Source organism: Aliidiomarina sp., assembly GCF_047920995.1.
Classification (GTDB): domain Bacteria; phylum Pseudomonadota; class Gammaproteobacteria; order Enterobacterales; family Alteromonadaceae; genus Aliidiomarina.
Genome location: NZ_JBLRWZ010000013.1, coordinates 21817 through 40543, shown reverse-complemented (window position 1 = coordinate 40543; position 18727 = coordinate 21817). Strand labels below are relative to the sequence as shown.

Below are 18727 nucleotides of genomic sequence, written 5' to 3'. Positions count from 1 at the left end.
ACATATACAGATATTGGTGCGGTTTTTAGAAATTATTCGCTAGGAATTAAAACCGTATCAATTACATGAATTACGCCGTTATCAGCTTTGATATCTGCTGTAGTTACGGTGGCGTTATTGATTTTCACTGAATAGCCTGTTGCATCTACGTTCAATGAGCTACCTTGCAGCGTTTCTGCATATAGCTGCTGGTCGGCAATATCGCCGCTCATTACTGTGCCAGAAACTACATGGTAAGTAAGAATTGCAATCAACTGATCGCGGTTTTCTGGCTGTAGTAAGCTTTCTACTGTGCCTTCAGGTAATGCCGCAAATGCTTCATCTGTTGGGGCAAACACAGTAAATGGGCCTTCTCCGCCAAGTGTATCTACTAAATCAGCAGCGCCTAAAGCAGCCACTAAGGTATTGAAGTTACCATTAGCTACGGCAATTTCAGTAATGGTACCGGCTTTCTTTTCTTCGCCGTAGCCGCTACGTTCTTTGTTGCCTCCGTGGTGGTCGGCAAGGGCCATACCAGAAATAGCGAATGTACTTGCGATAGCGATGGCTAAAGTTGTAAATTTTTTCATTGCAATTCTCCTAAGTAAAATTGGTTGGCAATGGAATTGAAACTGCACCATGCCATTTATTTGTTACATAAGAGCTTACGCCTTGTACAGGCACTTGGATTACAATTAACCGATTCTTTACCTTGCAGCCCAGAAAATCATTCTGGAATTAACGTGGCATTCCAGTTAATCGCCTGCCAACGCATATCGCGAAATACGAAAACCCCCGTGTTGTAATAGCGGTTTTGCACTTCACCTGCAGGGTTGGAGGCTACTAATACAAAATTGGCGATGGCCACACCTTCAACATAGTTGATATGCGGGTTCGATGCGGTAAACCAAGTGGTTACGTTTTCTTCCGAGGTGGGCATTGTGCCTTCCATTCCGGCCATTAGCTCGGTTTTACCAAAGCGGCTGCCGCTGGAGCTAGTATAAATTAATTCTTCTGCCCAAAATTGATCATGAATAGTGGCATCGTTCACACTGGCGCCATACAAAAATTGATCAATGGCAACGATAATTTCATCTTCGCCAGCATATACAGTAGTTGCCGCCGCTAGCAGTAATATGCTCAGCCAAGCTTTTACAAAGTAGTTCAACATAAGGTGTTCCTTATCACGAAATTAAGGCGAAATTTAGAATACACCTAATCGCAATCGCTATCCAAGTGCTGCTCGGTTAAGAATATTTGGATGTCTTCATAGGCTGGGGTCCAGAAGCGCAATGGGCTGGCCAAGCTAGCAACCAAAGCTACATGGCGGCGGCTTGGATACAGCTTGAAGGTTGTTGGTACACCCAGGCTTTTCAGTTCCGCAGCGAAGCTCTCGCTGTGTGCGGGTTTGGCAATCGTATCGGCTTCACCATGTAAAAGTAGTGTGGGGGGAATATTGTTTGGCTTACGCTCTGCAATTATAGCCACCGGGTTCGCTTCATCACCTTGTACTTGGCTAAACTTCTCGCCTACGCGTTCATGATCGAGTGGCAAATCATACGGGCCAGATAATCCGATGAACGCCGCAATAGGCATTGAATTACCAATATAACTGGGGTCTGCAACCAACATTGCCGCAGAATGAGCCCCCGCTGAGTGCCCTACTAAAATTAAACCGCGCTGATTTGTCGGTAATGCATTACATGCGCTGGGTACGTGGTTTGGTATGGCTTGCACGGCAGCCGCGGCATCTTCGATAAATGCTGGAAATTCAACTTCTGGAAACAAGCGATAGTTGGGGATAACCGTAACGTAGCCTAAGCGCGCGAACGCTTGGCCAATAAATTCAAAATCAGCCTTATCGCCATCATCCCAACCACCACCATACAGAAATACAACGATATTCTGTTTGTGCGGTGTTTGCTCGGGGATATAAATATCCATCGTTTGCCTTGGGTGAGCCAGTTCGGGCAGATAGGCAACATCTTGCTGCACGGTATAGCTATTGCTAGGAACCACAGCATTAAGGGCACGAGTGGGCGAGCAAGCCGTAATGATCACCAAACCAAGCAGAATAATCATTAATCCATAAATACTATTAATGGGCAAATCGCCTCCTTTAGTGCATGTGTTTAGTGCATGTGTTGGCGTGAGGTTACGCTACAGTAATTTCGCCACGGCCAGTGTTTTTGCTTTGGTATAGTAATTGATCTATTTGTTTCAAGGTTGCTTCCCAGTTGCTTGCATCGCTGTGTGTGTAGAGTGTGCCACCGCCACTTACAGATATTTCCACTCCAGCAATGGGTTGTTTGCTAATTTCGTGAGTGATTTTATCAGCGAATTCCGCGAGTTGTTCGGCTTGAATGCGCTTAATCACGATTAAGAACTCTTCACCACCCCAGCGAATTACCAAATCATTTTCTCGTAAGCAGCTTTTCAAGCGGTTCCCCATTTCTACCAATACAGTGTCACCTACATCATGGCCATGTTGGTCATTAATACGTTTAAAGTAATCAATATCGATTAAATAAATTCCGTGGCTATGATTTGCTTCCCGACGATCCGCAAGGAAAAAATCATGAATGGCGCGCCGATTATACAAACCCGTTAAAGGGTCATGGAATGATTGAATATGTAGTTTACGATTTGCCTTATTCAGCAGTGTGTTGATTTTGTTGGAGTGGCGATAGGCTAAGCCGGTAAGGATAATAATAACGAATAATAAGAATGCTGTTAGCACCATAAAGAATTGCTGGCGTTTTTGGCCTTCTAACTGCTGTTGCTGTAACTTAGTTTGCTGTTCGAGGATTTGGATTTGTAATGATTTTTCCTCTGCTTCATAGCGCACTTGCAGCTCGCTAATTACATTATCGCGCTCGGTTTGAAACAACTCTTCTTGGATATCGGTTTTCTCTTTTAATGTAGCGGCCTGCAATTGATATTCACCAGCTAGCTCATAAGCGTTGGCCAAATGTGAAAGAATAATGGATACCTCTCGTGGTAATGCGAAGCTTTTAAATACCTCTGCTGCAGTTTCCATTTCCGCTAAGCCTTCTTCGTAATTGCCTTGCAACACTTTAATGTAGCCAAGGTTAAATTCGGTTACTGAGCGCTCATTCACATTACCAATGCGCTTGGCCATGGCTATCCCTTGCTCAAGGTAAACTTGCGCATTGGCGTAGTTATTCATGAGCAACTCGGTTGCTCCGGCATTGTTATAGGCCAGCATTTCCACTCGTTTATCACCCACTTGCTTGGCGCTTTCCGCTGCCTCTAAGAATGCTGCTAGCTGTTCTTCAGAAGGGCCGTATAAGTATTGTTTGGCATAGGCTCGAATAAGATAAATTTCTGGTAACCGATCGGTTAGGCCGTGCCGAATTGAATCATCGATGGTGGCGTTGGCGGTATCAATTGAGGCTCGGTAATTACCCAAGTTAGATTGTAAACGGGCAATATGCAGATTCAGAAACTGCCGCCGGCGTTGGGTGTTGGCATTATCAGTAACAGATATTACTGCATGTGCTTGTAGCATATATTCCAACGCTTCGGCAAACTCACCAAAATGCATTAAGGTGCGGGCAATCAGGTGAGATGCATGATATTGAATACGCGGATTGGTTACCTGGGCCAATTGTTGCTGAATTGTGGGTACAATCAGGTGAGCCTCATCATTACGATCGCGTTGAATATACGCTTCTCCAATAATGGTGTTAATTTCGGTAATCGCATTCGCGTTATTGCTTGCTTCCGCGCGCTCACGCACTGATTCGGCAAGCTTTAAAGCGCCCTCGAGATCATTCTCGTTGATCACTAAGCGAAGAACTTCATAGCCGTGTACACGAACCCAAGTTTCAACTGGGGTAGTGTTATCTACTGAATTTAAGATACGTTGAAACGTTTCTAGATCATTAGGCACAAAGCCCATTCCCAGAGTAGCTTCAAGTTGCTCTTCAAGGGCAATATCTATCTCAGCTACAGCAGTTGCAGCTTTGCTTTCTTCAACAACACTGGATTGTTCATGCATTTCGTTTTCCGGCTCTGCATTTACTGCACCTAATAAAGAGGCGGCCAAAAATGAAATGAGAAATAAAGAAACTACAGCTTTATTCATAGAGATCCCTTTCTATTTGTACTTATTTTTTTACTATAGCACCCTCGCTTTAAAAATCACCATTTATGTAGGCTCAATGAGGGGTATATGCAAATTCTACATATCAAATATCAATTCGGTTTTTAGAGAGCGCGCTGCAACACTCTATACTCAGTTTTCTATTTATGAAGAGTGTTTAGTTTTCATGCAAAGCAGCCCAGTACTTCCAGTTCTTGATATGCAGCTATTGTTTGCCGGCGGAGATGCGCGGCAGGAATTTTTGCGCACCCTTGCGGATGCAGCACGCACGGTTGGCTTTTTTTACATTAAAGGGCACGGTTTAGATACTGAACAACAGCGTGTATTGCGCTTAAGTAAGCAATTCTTTGCCCTGCCGCAAGCCCAAAAAGAAACGGTAGCAATGTTGAACTCGCCGCACTTTCGCGGTTATACCAAGCTCGGTAGTGAGCTTACTGCGGGTAAGCATGATATGCGTGAACAGTTTGATATCATGCGCGAAGAACCTGCCGTTATGGTGGCTAATAATGAACCAAAATGGTGGCATTTATGGGGGCCGAATCAATGGCCCGTAACGTTGCCAGAATTGCGTATGGGATTGCTAAGCTATCAAGAACAGCTAGCTCAATTGAGTACAGTACTACTGAGTGCCTTTGCTGAAGTAATGCAGCAACCCGCGGATGTGTTTGGTGAAACCCTGCAAGAGCCCTATACCCACATGAAGTTAATTCGCTATCCAGGTGTAATGGGAAATAGCCGCCAAGGTGTAGGTGCACATAAAGATCCAGGGTACCTTACGATTGTAAGCCCAGATCAACATTCTGGTTTGCAAGTATACAAAGATCAGCAATGGCTAGATGTACCGCCTATTGCAGGTGCCTTTGTAGTGAATATTGGTGAGTTGCTTGAGTTAGCATCGGATGGTTATCTGCGCGCTACCGAACATCGTGTAGTAAGCCCGCAAGCAGGTACCGATCGTTACTCAGTGGCATTCTTTATGGCGGCGGCCTTGGCGAGCGAAGTTCCGCTGTTAAACTTGCCACCGCAGCTAAAAGCGCAGGCACTTGGGCCTACTAGCGATGCGAATAATCCGCTGTTCTATCAGGTGGGAGAAAATGTATTAAAAGGCCGCGTGCGCTCGCACCCAGATGTTGCGTGCGCACATAAAATTGCCTGCTAATAGGCAAGTAAGTATTACATCATTGCCTGCAGGTAACGCTCTAAGCTAAGCCGATGAATAAGGCCAAGCTGTTGCTCAAGCCAGTAGGCGTGGTCTTCTTCCGTATCTTGTAAAATACCCACCAGAATATTGCGGCTCACAAAATCACGTTGCTGCTCACATAACTGAATAGCTTTGCGCAATGCCGTTGCGTTTTCGCGCTCCAGCTGCAGATCGGCGGCCAGCATTTCGGGCACGGTATCGGCATCAGGCAGTGCGTGCCGGCTTTCCAAATTTGGCCGGCCACCGAGAACCAGAATTCGCTCAATCAGCAATTTCGCATGGCCACGTTCATCTTCAGCTTCGTGGTTTATGCGCTGGTACAGTTTTTGGAAGCCCCAATCGGCGTATTGCTCAGAATGCGATGTATATTGATCAATCGAGGTTAATTCCCACGACAACAACCCGTTCAGCGCTTTGATTACTTCACTCATATCAGCCTCCTAAAGTTGTTGCTGCAAGTAGTTTTCTTCACCAATGGTATCGATAATGCTGCATTGGGTATCTAACCAATCTTGATGGTCTTCTTGTTTAGCAAGAATCTCGCTGAGCATTTTCCGGCTCACAAAATCGTGCTGTTCTTCACACACACTGATGGCATCGCGGATATGGCGGATATCTTCACTAATCAACTTATCATCAAGCTTGAGCATTTCGTGCGGCGTTTCGCCGATATACAGTTTCCCAAGTTCTTGCAGGTTCGGTAAGCCATCGAGTAATAGTATGCGTTCGATTACTTCATCGGCGTACTTCATTTCCGCTATAGATGCTTTATAAATGTGCTGGTTGAGCTGTTCAAAGCCCCAGTTCTTATACATTCGTGCATGCAAAAAGAATTGGTTTACGGCAGTGAGCTTGCGCGTTAACACTTTATTTAATGCAGTAAGTACCGTTACGTTGCCACGCATGGTTGAGCTCCTTTGGGATTACTTCGGAGCTTTTAGATTAGATGATATTTAGGCAGGTGTAAAATAGCCCAACCCAGCGGGCTGTGCTTGCTGGTGGAGTGCTTCGTTTAGTACATCACGAGCGCAGCAAGTGCATTTACCACATTGGCTACCAAGGCCAAATTGCTGGCGCAAATCACGCACAGAACTTGCACCATCCGCAACAGCTTGCGAAATTTGCTTGTCGGTAACGCTTTTGCATAAACACACGTACATAAATCACCCGAAACGCTATTGAGTAGGTTCTTATTAAAACACAAATGAGAACTGTTATCAATAACATTTAGATGCAGGTATGTGAATTAGGCTACACACCAGTTTTAGTAGTAATTCGCTCTAACCCGTGGGCGTTTGGCCCAGTTTCATTGCGCCACAGCTTGAAGGCAAAAAATAAGCCGGTAGTTGCTAATCCGGTATAAAACCACATGCTGGGCGCGTAACCCGCAGTGTTTTCTGGCCCAGCATTGTTTATATCGTTCAGTAACCCAACAATAGGTGGCACCACCATCCACCCTAATTGTTGGCATAGGGTCATGAGCGCGAACGCAGAGCCTAATCGGCGTTCTTCCACGATATAAGCTACCGATGGCCACATTACTGCTGGAATGAGAGAGAACACCGCACCGAGCAGAAATATCACCACGAACAGGGTAAGTGGCACCGGCGCGCTGCCAATGAATGGAATCACTAAATTGATATCTGGCCCGGCCGGCAAATAGGTTACTGCTAAGAACAGCGGCACCATTACCAAGGTTCCTGCGGCCATAAATAGCGAGCGGCGGCCCACTTTATCTACCCACAACCCGAATAACGGCGTAAGAATAATTGCCGCTACTGGCAATAAGCTACTTAATAGGCCTGCTGCCTCGCGAGTAATGCCATGCGCTTGTTGAAAGTAATCGATAGCAAAGGTGCGGAATGGGAAAATTGCCGCGTAGAACACCACACAAAGTGCCACGATGTACCAATATGAAGCACTAAATTTATACAGGCTGCGAAAATCGATCTGCTCCGCAGCTTGCGCATTGCCAATTTGAAAGCGGCCTTCGGCTCGGCGCTCCATAATCCAATATAAAATAGCTGCGGTTACGGAAATCCCGGCTACTGCAGTGGCCAACCAGAGCGGATCTTGCCAGTTTGCGTACAGTGGGCTCGCAAATGATGTAGACCAATCTGCGGATGCAGAACCAAGCCGTGAAATGGATAAGTTTACGCCAAATGCAAAACTGAGCTCTTTGCCTTTAAACCATTTTGATAACACCGTTATGGCGGCAACAATCAGCGGTTCAGCACCAATACCTAACAAGAAACGGCCGGCGAGAATTACTTCGTATCGGCTGGAAACTGCGGTAAGAAACGCCGCAAAGAGGCAAATAAGTGCAAATACGGTGATGGCTTTTTTGGTACCCCAGCGATCAATGATGTAGCCGCCTACCAGCAACACCATAATTGCGGCAGCATTGTACACAGACGAAAGGTAACCAATTTGCTCGTAACTAAAATCGAGCTGCGAACGCATTAAATCAATTACCGGCCACATGGAATCGTAAACATAATAATTGCCAAACATGGCAAGGCTTACGAAGAGCAAAATCAGCCAACGATGAATAGGCGATGGCGGCGGCAATTCGGCTGGTTTGCTTGCAGCGAGAGGCGCAGGAGTATGTTGCGGCATGATGATCTCTTGTTGTTATTTTCTTGGTAGTTATTTTGCCTTATTGTTTAGCAACAATCTATGCTTCGCAACTTAGCGGCGTTGCACGCCGCGCATAAATGATTTATGCGTTATTATTCGCTACACTTTCGCTATCCTTGCAATACGAGATATTTATGAACCCACAATCCTTTTTGAATTCGTTATCAACGAAGCTGCGCGCTTCTCGCACTGTGCTTGCTGCCACTACGATCGCCATTTTTTTGGCAGGGTGTAGCGATCCGCAACAGGTTGAATACACGCCTGAAATACCAGCGTTCACACTAGAAATCGCGCATATAAATGATACCCACTCTAGTTTTGATGCGGTAACTGGCAGTTTCACCGCAAACGAGCATCATGTGTTTAACGAGTTTGGTGGCCACCCTCGTATTTTAAGTAAAACGAATCTGTATCGCGAGCAAGCGGCGGCGGCAAACCAACCCATGCTATTTCTACATGGTGGTGATGCTTGGCAAGGTACAGCCTATTTCAAAATTAACGAAGGGCGCATGAATGCAGACATTTTGAGCCGCATGGGAATTGATGCCATGGCGCTTGGTAATCATGAGTTTGATCTTACCAACGTGCATTTGAATGAATTTTTGAACATGATTAACTTCCCACTGCTGGCGGCGAATATAGATATTAGCTTGGATGCTGATTTAGCTGAGCAAACCAACTTGTTGCCCTATGCAGTGTTTGCTTTTGATGGTTATAACAAGCAACGGTTTTTGCCGAACCAGATTGAACAGGCGCTGGCGAGCGGCAATGAGTTGGTAGCGGTATTTGGAATCGCCCTTGATGATATGCCAAACATAGCCCCCAATACGGGAGATGTGCAGTTCTTCGATATGGTAGCGAGTGCCCAAGCCTCGGTAGACGAATTCCACGCCATGGGCATTAACCGCATTGTAGCGGTTACCCACGTGGGCCACGCGATCGACGTTGATATTGCCAATCAGGTAAATGGCATTGATGTAATTGTAGGCGGGCATTCGCATACTTTACTTGGCGATTTCTCAGATTTAGGCATGGGCTACGCAGGCACCTATGCACAGTGGGTGGTGAATCCAAATGGTGAAAGTGCTACCTGTGTTGTGCAGGCTGGGCAATATGCACAAGCGATCGGTAAAGTTACCGTGCAGTTTAACGAAAGCGGCCGTGTGCTCGATTGTTTTGGTGGTAATACCCTGCTAAGTAACGATGATTTCTACCGCAGCTCGGCTCGCGATAGCGATAGCCGCCTAACCGCGAGCGCCCATGCTGAGGTGTTGGCCTTTATTTCCGAACACCCACGAATTACCGTAGCAACTGAAGAAGCGGCAATGCGTAAGCACATTGATGTTACCTATCGGCCAACTATGGAAGCTGCTTATGGTAGCGAATTAGGAATGGTGCCAGAGCAAATTACCCATGTGCGCGAGCCTAGCCCTGAGTTCCCGAATGGTTCGGAAGTGGCACCATTGGTGGCGCTTGGCCAATATAATTGGGCTGCGAGCGATGCGGTGTACGAAGTGGCGGGCATGCGTGCCGATTTCGCATTGGTTGGAGCCGGTGGCGTGCGCCAGAGTATAGCTGATGGGCAACTTCGTGAGGGCGATATTACCCTTGAGCTGCTTCCTTTCTCGAACTTCATTTCTATCGTGCCCCTCACTGGCGCGCAAGTGATTGCGTTATTGCAGGAAACCATTGTAGCTACGCTTCCAGAGGGCGCCCATGCAGGGAAGTTCCCGTATGGTGGTAACTTGCGCTATCGCTTTGTAGAAACTGAATTAAATGTAGCGGGAGAGGTGCAGCGAGTAGAAATAAACCGCGGTTCAATTTTACGGCCTGAGTGGCATGAGTTAGAGGCAGATGGGGTGTATAACGTAGCAATGAATAGCTACAACGCCACCGGTAATGATGGCTGGAATACAATGTATGAAGCACAGAAAGAGCGTTCTGGCCGAGTAGATTTAGCCTATGTGCATGGCGAGCTTACCGCCTTTCATGTAGAGCGTATCGAACGCAGCAGTGATAATCGATTACGAGTAATTTATGCCGATGAAGCGCTGCAATGTGATGTGGCGGGTTTAGCCTGCAATTCTGATGCAGTGGCAGTAGTTGAGTTTCTGCGCGATACCTATGTACCGCTGCAAGGCGCTATTGTGCCGTTACCCTATGCCGTAGTGGAGTGGCTGCAGCCTTAATTGATGGCGCTAATGCTAGCTGAGTGCTTTAATAGCATGAACTAGCGCATTCACAACAAGGAACAACCATGGCGAACTTCAAACTAGAAATACGCTGGGGCGTGATTTTCACCCTCAGCCTGTTGGCGTGGATGATTATCGAACGTTTGGTAGGGTTACATACTACGCATATTGATAAGCATCCTCTGTATACCAGCTTATTCGCTATTGTTGCGGTGGTGCTTTACGCGTTGGCGCTGCGCGAAAAACGGCGTACGGATTTTGGCGGTAGCATGAATTGGGCGCAAGGGTTTATTACCGGTGTGTATATCAGCATTGTTGTGGCTGCACTAAGCCCTTTAAATCAGCTGCTCATTCATAAAGTGGTATCCCCGCAATTTTTCACCAACGCAGCTACGCATACCGTAGAAACTGGCAATATGACCCCGGTAGAAGCAGGTGAATACTTCAGCCTTAGTAACTACATGGTGCAAAGTACGATTGGTGCGCTCTTAATGGGCATCGTTACGGCCGCTGTGGTGGCGTTGTTTGTGCGCGGCAAATAGCCCTACCGAGGGCGAGGCATTTATGAACTATAGTACGGATAGTTAATGCGTGCTGCAGTTTATGCGGCACCAATGGCTTTAACCATATTTTTACTTTGCTTTAAGGATACTATTATGCGAAATGTTCTAAACTATGAAGTAGTTCGAGAAGCCGGAACAATTTACTTGGACGTAGCAAAAACGCTTGCGAATTAACATTGGTTGATTAACGCGAGCACAAAGGAGAATGAACCGTGCAGAAATATCCCCTTTCGTTAATCGCGTTATATCGCCCAACACTTGCTTTAGCAGCGTTGTTTACCATTACTGCCTGCAGTTCGGCAACATCAGAAAATTCAGAATCCACAGCTACGGATGCTGGCGCTATTGCAAGTGAGTGCTGTGCTGAAGATGCTGGTGTGGCGTTGCTGAAAATGCGTGGTAACGAACCGTTTTGGCATGCCACTCTTTATCGTGAACAATTGCATCTTGCCGGCTTAAACCGAGAGCCGCAGCGCTTTGTGGTTGCCGAGCACAATGTGGTTGGGGCTTCTGAGCAGCAGCCAATATCGCATTACACCCTGATAGCCGAAGGCAGTGCAGATGTTACCGCAACATTACAGGCCGAAGCGAAACTGTGCCGCGATAGCATGAGCGGTATGCCCTATCCAAATACAGTAACTTTGCAAGCGCATGATGGTGAGCAGTTGCATGGTTGTGCAGGTAACCCAGAAGATTTATTGATAGGCTCGGAATGGCAGATTGTGGCAGTAGCAGGGGAGCCCGTTCCCGCGGATGTTGCGGTAACCATTGAGTTTAGCGATACGGGTGCAGTGTATGGTTCTTGTGGCTGTAATCGCTACTCTGGAGCTTATGAGCTTACCGGCGAAAACTTACTATTTGGCCAACTGGCCAGCACTCGCATGGCTTGTGCCGGCACACAAATGCAGGTTGAAGATCGTGTGTATAAATCCTTTGCGGAGATAACAGCATTTGATATCAATGCGCAAGGCGCATTGCAGTTGCTGTTGCAATCGGGTGGCATTATTGAAGCGGTTCGCTAATCTGTTGCTACAAGCGAGCTGAGTGCAATATCCATCATTTGTGTAAAGGACGTTTGCCGCGCTTCGCTGCTGGCTGCTGCATTGGTAACCAAGTGATCAGATACGGTAAGTAGGCAAGCCGCGTGTTTGCCAAGTACTTCGGCATTATGAAATAGCGCAAAGGATTCCATTTCTACAGCTATCGCATTGTGTTCTTTAAGAATACGTTGGTAATCCATAAAATCTTGCCGATAAAACACATCGCTTGAGTGCACAATGCCTTGGTGCAAGGCGATGTTTTGCTGTTTAGCGCTGGCAATGAGCTGCTCATTAAGCTCCTTACTGGGGTGCTTAATGGCCGAGGTATCGCCGTTTTGCGTGCGCGCGAAGGTAGATTCGCTCCAAGCGCTTTGCGCAAGTAGCACATCATATAACTGCAAGGTTTTGGTGTAGGCGCCACAAGATCCAATACGAATAATCTTTTCTACTGCAAACTCAGTGAATAGCTCCCAAGAATAGATACCAATGCTGGGCATTCCCATACCACTACCCATTACACTTACCGGTACACCACGATAATCGCCGGTGTAGGCAAGAATATTGCGCACATTACTTACTTCCCGGGCATTACTTAAGTAGTGCTCAGCAATAAATTGAGCTCGCAGCGGATCGCCCGGCATTAACACGGTTTTCGCAAAATCACCTAATTCAGCATGAATGTGAGGGGTCATGATAGCTTTTACCTCTAGAATAGTTGCTTACGCTAGCTCAGAGTTAGCTTGAGCAAATAATATCGGCGTTTGCAGCAAGTGTTCTGGGGTTGCTCAGCCTAAGTTCCGTGGCGGGTTGTGCCCAGCGCTCCAAGTAAGAACGCTTGGCGCGAACAGGGCAGCTGCCTACACTCGTTTGAGTTCCGGCTACATCACTAAGAGCAATATCAAACTTCACTGGTATCTCGAATGGGTTACGCAGCGAGAATTGCATGCCGTAGTTGCCTCGGAGTTGGCGGAAGTATAATTCAAACGTGCGTTCTGGATGCTGATTATGCTCTACATGCCGTAAACTGAGAATATTATTATCACTATCGAGCTCGGCCTCAATAAATAAACGTTCGCCAGGTAGTACAATAATTTCATTCTGATACACAACGGGCCAGAACTTACTATTCTGTAGCCTTACTTCACCATGCATGGTGGCAACCAGCACATCAATATCGCCTCGGCAACTGTTAGCCGCGCAATACTCGTGCAGTGATAGTGGGGAGGGCTTTGTAAACTCAGGCTCGGTAATTTCAGTTACCTGCTGCTCACTAATTTGGCAAGCGCTAAGAAGCGCAATGCAGCCGATGAACACGCTGTACTTTAAGCTGTTATGCATACGTTTCATTTAATTGTAAAACCTTCCTGAGTAGCGATGTAATCACGTAACTTGGTTAATTTCGATGAAGCACACTCTTTATTCATATCCCCTTCCGCGGCACAAAAATCACCTAATGCGCCGATGGGCATGGGCTCGGCAATTAAGAAGCCTTGTAGCCCATCACAGCCGTACTCACGCAAATATTGCGCCTGTTCTTTACATTCTACGCCTTCAGCAATTACTCGCAAGTGTAGGGAGTGTGCCATTACTAAAATGGTGCGCACGATGGTGCGTGCATTTTCATCTGTTTGCATATCCCGAATAAAGGTTTTATCAATTTTCACTTCATCGATTGGCAGCTTACGCAGCACATTAAGCGAGGAGTAACCGGTGCCGAAATCATCGATGGAAATATTAATACGTTGATCTTGTAGTTCATTCAATACCGATAAGGTGTTATCAAAGTTACTGATAACAGCCGTTTCCGTTAGCTCCAGTTGAATACACGACCAATCATCAAGATGAGCAAACCGTTGCATGAATGCAGCGGCGCTATCATCATCGTTAAAATCATGCGCAGAAACGTTGATCGATACTCGCGGTAGCACTTTGCCGAGTAGATTATGCTCGCTCAATTCTTGAATTGCGCGCTGGCATACAAAATTAGTAATTAAGCTAATAAAGCCCTGCTGTTCAGCAAGTGGAATGAAGGTATCTGGGGGTACCTCGCCAAGGCTCGGGTGGCGCCAACGCACTAACACTTCCACACCGGTAATACTAAGGTTGCTGGCACTAAACTGTGGTTGATAAACAAGGGTAAGCTCTTCGTTTAGTAGGGCTTGCTTGAGATCTGCGGTTAATTGCAATCGTGAGTGAACACTTTCTCCTAAAAAATGATCGTATAAACGCAGCTGGCCTGTGCCAATACTTTTTGCTTCTTCGAGAGCTAAATTGGCAGCGGAAATAAGATCTCGTAAATTATCCGCATCGCCGGGCGAGCTTGCCATACCAGCACCAGCAGAAATAGAAAGTTTTGGGTGTTCAGAGATGCGAATTTGCGCAATAGATTGTTGTACCTTGCGAGCTAATTCAACGATAGGCTCGCAGTGTTCAAGGTTGGCGATAGCTACTGCGAACTCATCGCCACCAAATCTGCCAATCACGCTTTGGTGATGAGCGAAATGCTCGCGAATCAGCGCAGCAACATCGAGTAAAACTTGATCGCCAATTACTTGCCCAGCCGTGTGATTGATTTGCCGGAAACCATCAATGTTGAAGATAACCAGTGCAACTTTCCGTTGTTGGCGGTTGCTGAACTCGAGTTCACCCACCAATGCTTGTTTGAACATGTGGCGATTCAAAAGTTGAGTTAATTCATCGCGTTTCGCTAACGATTGTTCGCGGGCCAGGGCCCCTAACATAAGGCAAAAGAACATCGCGCCAGTAACGAGCACGAAGCCAAAACCTTTAACGGTTTGCAGGCGCGTTAATAGCTCGGTATCTTCAACCAACCCGGCTAATATGCGATCTGAATAGAGAATATATAGAGTTCCAAGAACAACATATATCATTGTACGCCAAAGAGCTGCTCGCCAAGGCGACATAATACCTAGCCTATTTTTATGAGTATTCATTAAAGATAGCACTCCACAGCAGATGCACAAATATGAGTGGTGAAATGGCGCTATATTTTCATACGGCGGCTCTGTTAGAATGCGCGCCGTGATTCAACTTTGATTTTTATTCAGTAGGTGCGGTATGTCGATAACGGGTGTTTTTGATCCGAAACAAGTTAAAGCCGAGGCTGTGGGTAATGCTCACGAGCAAGCTACAGTAGCAGCAGAACAGGGCACCACGATTGGCTTTGTGAGCTTGGGTTGTCCGAAAAACTTGGTTGATTCAGAACGCATTCTTACGCAATTGCGTACCGAGGGTTACGATATCGTGCCCGATTACCATAATGCCGATATGGTGATTGTAAACACGTGCGGGTTTATTGATTCAGCGGTGCAGGAATCATTAGATGCCATTGGCGAGGCGCTGAAAGAAAATGGGAAAGTATTGGTTACCGGTTGCTTGGGCGCGCGCGATGATGAAATTCGCGAAGTGCACCCAAACGTGCTCGCTATTACTGGCCCCCATGCCTACGAAGAAGTAATGAGCCAAGTTCATGAGCACTTGCCAAAACCGCAGCATATTCCATTTGAACAGCTAGTTCCGGATACAGGCATCAAGCTCACGCCGCGCCACTTTGCCTACTTGAAAATTTCTGAGGGCTGTAATCACCGCTGCACGTTTTGCATTATTCCATCGATGCGTGGCGATTTAGTGAGCCGGCCTGTGGGTAATGTGCTCGATGAAGCGAAGCGTTTGGCGAATGCGGGCGTGAAAGAGCTATTAGTGATTTCACAAGATACCAGTGCGTATGGCGTGGATGTAAAACACCGCACCGGTTTTTGGGATGGGCGGCCAGTAAAAACCCGTATGCTCGAGTTGTGTGAGGCGCTTGGCGAACTCGGTATTTGGGTACGCTTACATTACGTGTATCCGTATCCATCGGTGGATGATGTGATTCCTCTGATGGCGCAAGGTAAAATACTGCCGTACTTAGATATTCCGTTGCAGCACGCGAACAAACGCATATTGAAACTGATGAAGCGGCCTGGTTCTGCCGAGCGAGTGTTAGAGCGAATTCAGAAGTGGCGGGAAATTTGTCCAGATTTAGTGATTCGTAGCACTTTCATTGTTGGCTTCCCGGGGGAAACGGAAGAGGAATTCAATGAACTGCTAGATTTCTTGCGGGCTGCCCAGTTGGATCGAGTTGGTTGTTTTACTTACTCGCCGGTAGAAGGTGCGAAAGCCAATGAACTGGCCGATCCGGTACCACCGGAAATTCAGCAGCAGCGCTACGAGCAGTTTATGCAGGTACAGCAGGAAGTAAGTGCAGCAAAGTTACGAGCACGGGTAGGCCAGGAAATGCTGGTGCTGATCGATAAAGTGAACCCGGAAGGTGCCGTAGGCCGCAGCTATGCCGATGCACCTGAAATTGATGGCTTGGTGTATATCAGTGATGAAACAGATGTGCAGCCTGGTGATAAGATATGGGTAGAAATCATTCACACCGATGAATACGATTTATGGGGTGTGCGGGTAGAAGATTAAGTTCACCTTGCCCGTTAAAAGTGCACTGAAATGCCCACCTTGCCACTCAAAGCGCGGCTATAAACGCCGCCACCGAGCAATAAATCAACGCGGTTGGCAATATTGTAGCGTACTTCACCGTGCCAACTCGTGGTAGAAAGGCTACCGGTTTTTGAGTACTGAACGTAACTTGAGATATCCACGCGTTCATTGATTCTGCCGCGCATACCGGCTTGGGTAATAAAGCCGTGTTCACTGAGGTTAAAATCATCTACCTCCATTTCCACGCGGGTGCCGCCAACAAGCACAAATAAATCTGCTTGCTCACTCGCGGCCATACGTAAACCAGCCATGATATTAAGCTGATAGGCGTTCATGTCTGGATTACTGTTCCGGCCACTAACCTGGCCAACATTCGATTCGAATTGCAGTAGGCCATATTCATACACGGGCAATGAAGCCCGCAGATTCAGCATATCTGCCCGTACACTGCTATCACGATCCGCTTCTATCGCATAACCTAAATCAAGTAACCGCCAATTGGGTGCAGTTAATGGCGTTTCGTTATCGGCGGTGTAGGCTGGCGCGCTGATGAGCAAACAGAGCACACTAAAAACGGTGAGCATTGAGGTAGATGTTAGCTGCTGAAACGAAACCATTGTGAGTACCTTTGTTTTGCAGCATTTTTCCGCAAAAAATGCATGCGCCACGAATATGTTGATAGAAATCTGAAGATAGCATATCTCACCTATTCAACGCATGCACCTATCACAAAAATAATCGCTTTGGTTTCGTTAGCGAGCGTTATGCACTTAAGCCGGTGATTTCTTCACTGGCCGCAGCAATGGCGGCGTTGCGTGGCGCTTCGCCAAGGTTTACGCCTTCCGCACGAACGGTAGTTACATCGGTGATACCGATAAAGCCCAGCACGCCTTGTAAGTAACTCTCTTGGTGTTCCATAGCTACGGCTGGGCCCTCGCTGTATATGCCACCACGAGCAGAGGCGATGTACACTTTTTTACCAAGAACTAAGCCTTCGGCACCGCTTTCAGTGTAACGGAACGTGCGGCCCGCTTGGGCAATGCGATCAAGCCACGCTTTTAATTGCGTAGGAATGGAAAAATTGTACATCGGCGCGCTGATTACAATGGTATCAGCCGCAAACAACTCGGCTAGTAGGGTTTCGGTAAGTTCGAGTTCTGCTACTTGGCGCTCACTGCGATCGGCTTCGCCGGTGCCACCTGCAAGTAATATTTCTGCATCTAGGTGAGCAATTGGCGTGGTGATGAGATCACGGTTGATTACCGTAGCAGTGCCGTTCTGTTCACTTAAACGCGCCACGATTTTGTCGCTGAGTTGGCGGCTAACCGATTGATCACCAAAAATACCAGCTTGAATGTGAAGAATATTCATGTAACACCTCGTTGAATGGGTTTAACTTTATGTTGCAGCGATCATAAAGGTGTTCCACTTGCTACACTAGATGGGTATTATGAGAACCACTGTTCCATATATGAAACAATATGTGGTGTAATATGAGTGACTAAATATGAAAGATCTTACTAACTTAGCGCTGTTTGCCCATGTGGTAGAACATGGCAGCTTTAGTGCGGCGGCTCGTTATCTGAGCGTTCCTAAATCTACCTTAAGCCGGCGCATTGCTGATTTAGAAGACGAACTAGGCGTGCGTTTGTTGAATCGCACTACCCGCAAACTTTATTTAACCGATGTAGGCCGGGAGTTCCTTGTGCACTGCCAAACTCTAGTGGCAGCGGCGAATGCCGCAGAGCAAGTAACCCAGTTTGTGCAAGAAAAACCACGTGGTAAAGTGAGGGTAAGCAGCCCATACCCGATTAGCCAATCGTTATTAGTACGAATTTTGCCAGCGTTTATGCAGCGCTATCCGGATGTAAGTATCGATTTGGTAATGACCAATAAACCGGTGAACTTAATTGAAGAACAGGTAGATATTGCATTACGAGTAAGGCCTACTATGGAAGAATCATCGCTGATTGGTAGAGAGTTACTGCCTTCAGGCCAAGCGTTGTATGCCAGCCCAGATTTAGTAGCGCGCATGGGGGTAGCAACGCACCCAACAGATTTGATTACCTGGCCAGCTTTATCGATGTACCAATCGTCTGGGCGTTATCAATGGCAACTTATGCAAGAGGGTGGTGAAAAGGTTTCGGTAAGTTATCAAGCTCGCTTGGTTACCGATGATTTGTGGGTGCTGCGAGAAGCTGCCTATCAAGGCCAAGGTGTGGTATCGCTACCTACTTATCTATGCCGAGAGTATGTTGCCGAAGGCCGGTTGGTGAAAGTATTACCGCAGTGGCAAATGCCAGTTGGCAAGTTGCATTTGGTGTACCCATATCGGCGCGGCTTATTACCTGCGGTGCGGGTGTTGATTGATTTTTTAGTGGAACAAATGCCAATTGCGGCGGGCTTTGCCGGGATCGCGTCAGATAATGACGCAGTAGTAAGTTAAGCTAGCGTAATAATAAATAGCGAAAGAAAAGGGA

At 46.9% G+C, this 18727-nt stretch carries 19 protein-coding genes; 6 read left to right on the top strand and 13 right to left on the bottom strand.

Going from position 1 to position 18727, the window contains the following annotated elements; genetic code table 11:
- Positions 1–32 precede the first annotated feature (32 nt).
- The 4 genes from ACNA7P_RS05220 to ACNA7P_RS05205 all read right to left on the bottom strand — a co-directional run bounded on the left by ACNA7P_RS05220 (position 33) and on the right by ACNA7P_RS05205 (position 4090).
- Complete coding sequence (locus ACNA7P_RS05220) at positions 33–569, bottom strand: fasciclin domain-containing protein (protein ID WP_416257558.1); 537 nt, start codon at positions 567–569, stop codon at positions 33–35.
- A 137-nt stretch (positions 570–706) separates the two neighbouring features.
- Positions 707–1150 (bottom strand): nuclear transport factor 2 family protein, encoded by a 444-nt coding sequence (locus ACNA7P_RS05215; protein WP_416257557.1) that lies wholly within the window; start codon positions 1148–1150, stop codon positions 707–709.
- 44 nt (positions 1151–1194) lie between these two features.
- The gene (locus ACNA7P_RS05210; protein WP_416257556.1) at positions 1195–2088 is read right to left on the bottom strand and encodes an alpha/beta hydrolase; all 894 of its coding nucleotides are present in this window, start codon (positions 2086–2088) and stop codon (positions 1195–1197) included.
- Positions 2089–2134: 46 nt separating this feature from the next.
- The gene (locus ACNA7P_RS05205) at positions 2135–4090 is read right to left on the bottom strand and encodes a diguanylate cyclase domain-containing protein (RefSeq protein ID WP_416257555.1); all 1956 of its coding nucleotides are present in this window, start codon (positions 4088–4090) and stop codon (positions 2135–2137) included.
- A gap of 184 nt (positions 4091–4274) precedes the next feature.
- On the opposite strand from ACNA7P_RS05205, the gene ACNA7P_RS05200 reads away from it, so the two are divergent.
- Positions 4275–5267, top strand: a complete 993-nt coding sequence (locus ACNA7P_RS05200; RefSeq protein ID WP_416257554.1) for an isopenicillin N synthase family dioxygenase — start codon at positions 4275–4277, stop codon at positions 5265–5267.
- 14 nt (positions 5268–5281) lie between these two features.
- On the opposite strand, the gene bfr (ACNA7P_RS05195) is transcribed toward ACNA7P_RS05200, so the two are convergent.
- The 4 genes from bfr (ACNA7P_RS05195) to ACNA7P_RS05180 form a co-directional block, all read right to left on the bottom strand.
- The gene (gene bfr, locus ACNA7P_RS05195) at positions 5282–5740 is read right to left on the bottom strand and encodes a bacterioferritin (RefSeq protein ID WP_416257553.1); all 459 of its coding nucleotides are present in this window, start codon (positions 5738–5740) and stop codon (positions 5282–5284) included.
- A gap of 9 nt (positions 5741–5749) precedes the next feature.
- Positions 5750–6214, bottom strand: coding sequence for a bacterioferritin (bfr, locus tag ACNA7P_RS05190; protein WP_416257552.1), 465 nt, complete (start codon positions 6212–6214; stop codon positions 5750–5752).
- A 48-nt stretch (positions 6215–6262) separates the two neighbouring features.
- On the bottom strand, positions 6263–6469 hold the full coding sequence (locus tag ACNA7P_RS05185; RefSeq protein WP_416257551.1) for a bacterioferritin-associated ferredoxin: 207 nt from the start codon (positions 6467–6469) through the stop codon (positions 6263–6265).
- A 91-nt stretch (positions 6470–6560) separates the two neighbouring features.
- Complete coding sequence (locus ACNA7P_RS05180) at positions 6561–7928, bottom strand: MFS transporter (protein ID WP_416257550.1); 1368 nt, start codon at positions 7926–7928, stop codon at positions 6561–6563.
- Positions 7929–8083: 155 nt separating this feature from the next.
- On the opposite strand from ACNA7P_RS05180, the gene ACNA7P_RS05175 reads away from it, so the two are divergent.
- From ACNA7P_RS05175 to ACNA7P_RS05165, 3 genes are all read left to right on the top strand, one after another.
- Positions 8084–10138: a bifunctional metallophosphatase/5'-nucleotidase gene (locus ACNA7P_RS05175; RefSeq protein WP_416257549.1), complete on the top strand. Its 2055-nt coding sequence runs from the start codon at positions 8084–8086 to the stop codon at positions 10136–10138.
- Between the two features lie 68 nt (positions 10139–10206).
- Positions 10207–10683, top strand: a complete 477-nt coding sequence (locus ACNA7P_RS05170; protein ID WP_416257548.1) for a DUF4199 domain-containing protein — start codon at positions 10207–10209, stop codon at positions 10681–10683.
- A gap of 233 nt (positions 10684–10916) precedes the next feature.
- On the top strand, positions 10917–11726 hold the full coding sequence (locus ACNA7P_RS05165) for an META domain-containing protein (protein ID WP_416257547.1): 810 nt from the start codon (positions 10917–10919) through the stop codon (positions 11724–11726).
- Here the strand turns inward: ACNA7P_RS05165 and deoD are convergent.
- The 3 genes from deoD to ACNA7P_RS05150 are packed head-to-tail and all read right to left on the bottom strand — an operon-like array spanning position 11723 to position 14698.
- Positions 11723–12436: a purine-nucleoside phosphorylase gene (gene deoD, locus ACNA7P_RS05160; protein WP_416257546.1), complete on the bottom strand. Its 714-nt coding sequence runs from the start codon at positions 12434–12436 to the stop codon at positions 11723–11725. The genes ACNA7P_RS05165 and deoD overlap by 4 nt on opposite strands.
- 43 nt (positions 12437–12479) lie before the next feature.
- Complete coding sequence (locus ACNA7P_RS05155) at positions 12480–13091, bottom strand: hypothetical protein (protein ID WP_416257545.1); 612 nt, start codon at positions 13089–13091, stop codon at positions 12480–12482.
- Complete coding sequence (locus ACNA7P_RS05150) at positions 13088–14698, bottom strand: putative bifunctional diguanylate cyclase/phosphodiesterase (RefSeq protein WP_416257544.1); 1611 nt, start codon at positions 14696–14698, stop codon at positions 13088–13090. The genes ACNA7P_RS05155 and ACNA7P_RS05150 overlap by 4 nt, the downstream gene beginning before the upstream one ends.
- Positions 14699–14822: 124 nt before the next feature.
- Here ACNA7P_RS05150 and rimO point away from each other — a divergent pair, with 124 nt between their 5' ends.
- Positions 14823–16226 carry a 30S ribosomal protein S12 methylthiotransferase RimO gene (gene rimO / locus ACNA7P_RS05145; protein WP_416257543.1) on the top strand — a complete coding sequence of 468 codons (1404 nt, stop codon included), beginning with the start codon at positions 14823–14825 and terminating at the stop codon, positions 16224–16226.
- A 14-nt stretch (positions 16227–16240) separates the two neighbouring features.
- On the opposite strand, the gene ACNA7P_RS05140 is transcribed toward rimO, so the two are convergent.
- Together ACNA7P_RS05140 and ACNA7P_RS05135 are read right to left on the bottom strand one after the other, a co-directional pair.
- Positions 16241–16864, bottom strand: a complete 624-nt coding sequence (locus ACNA7P_RS05140) for a hypothetical protein (RefSeq protein ID WP_416257542.1) — start codon at positions 16862–16864, stop codon at positions 16241–16243.
- A 145-nt stretch (positions 16865–17009) separates the two neighbouring features.
- Entirely contained in the window at positions 17010–17618 is a 609-nt protein-coding gene (locus tag ACNA7P_RS05135; RefSeq protein WP_416257541.1) for an FMN-dependent NADH-azoreductase, read from the bottom strand.
- A 136-nt stretch (positions 17619–17754) separates the two neighbouring features.
- On the opposite strand from ACNA7P_RS05135, the gene ACNA7P_RS05130 reads away from it, so the two are divergent.
- The gene (locus ACNA7P_RS05130; RefSeq protein ID WP_416257540.1) at positions 17755–18693 is read left to right on the top strand and encodes a LysR substrate-binding domain-containing protein; all 939 of its coding nucleotides are present in this window, start codon (positions 17755–17757) and stop codon (positions 18691–18693) included.
- Positions 18694–18727 lie beyond the last annotated feature (34 nt).

Excerpts from the sequence above, each read along its gene's own strand:
- ACNA7P_RS05140 (WP_416257542.1), bottom strand. The coding sequence starts at position 16,864 with ATGGTTTCGTTTCAGCAGCTAACATCTACCTCAATGCTCACCGTTTTT.
- deoD (WP_416257546.1), bottom strand. The coding sequence starts at position 12,436 with ATGACCCCTCACATTCATGCTGAATTAGGTGATTTTGCGAAAACCGTG.
- ACNA7P_RS05205 (WP_416257555.1), bottom strand. The coding sequence starts at position 4,090 with ATGAATAAAGCTGTAGTTTCTTTATTTCTCATTTCATTTTTGGCCGCC.
- bfr (WP_416257552.1), bottom strand. The coding sequence starts at position 6,214 with ATGCGTGGCAACGTAACGGTACTTACTGCATTAAATAAAGTGTTAACG.
- rimO (WP_416257543.1), top strand. The coding sequence starts at position 14,823 with ATGTCGATAACGGGTGTTTTTGATCCGAAACAAGTTAAAGCCGAGGCT.
- bfr (WP_416257553.1), bottom strand. The coding sequence starts at position 5,740 with ATGAGTGAAGTAATCAAAGCGCTGAACGGGTTGTTGTCGTGGGAATTA.
- ACNA7P_RS05215 (WP_416257557.1), bottom strand. The coding sequence starts at position 1,150 with ATGTTGAACTACTTTGTAAAAGCTTGGCTGAGCATATTACTGCTAGCG.
- ACNA7P_RS05175 (WP_416257549.1), top strand. The coding sequence starts at position 8,084 with ATGAACCCACAATCCTTTTTGAATTCGTTATCAACGAAGCTGCGCGCT.
- ACNA7P_RS05185 (WP_416257551.1), bottom strand. The coding sequence starts at position 6,469 with ATGTACGTGTGTTTATGCAAAAGCGTTACCGACAAGCAAATTTCGCAA.
- ACNA7P_RS05180 (WP_416257550.1), bottom strand. The coding sequence starts at position 7,928 with ATGCCGCAACATACTCCTGCGCCTCTCGCTGCAAGCAAACCAGCCGAA.
- ACNA7P_RS05130 (WP_416257540.1), top strand. The coding sequence starts at position 17,755 with ATGAAAGATCTTACTAACTTAGCGCTGTTTGCCCATGTGGTAGAACAT.
- ACNA7P_RS05200 (WP_416257554.1), top strand. The coding sequence starts at position 4,275 with ATGCAAAGCAGCCCAGTACTTCCAGTTCTTGATATGCAGCTATTGTTT.
- ACNA7P_RS05135 (WP_416257541.1), bottom strand. The coding sequence starts at position 17,618 with ATGAATATTCTTCACATTCAAGCTGGTATTTTTGGTGATCAATCGGTT.
- ACNA7P_RS05220 (WP_416257558.1), bottom strand. The coding sequence starts at position 569 with ATGAAAAAATTTACAACTTTAGCCATCGCTATCGCAAGTACATTCGCT.
- ACNA7P_RS05170 (WP_416257548.1), top strand. The coding sequence starts at position 10,207 with ATGGCGAACTTCAAACTAGAAATACGCTGGGGCGTGATTTTCACCCTC.
- ACNA7P_RS05155 (WP_416257545.1), bottom strand. The coding sequence starts at position 13,091 with ATGAAACGTATGCATAACAGCTTAAAGTACAGCGTGTTCATCGGCTGC.
- ACNA7P_RS05150 (WP_416257544.1), bottom strand. The coding sequence starts at position 14,698 with ATGAATACTCATAAAAATAGGCTAGGTATTATGTCGCCTTGGCGAGCA.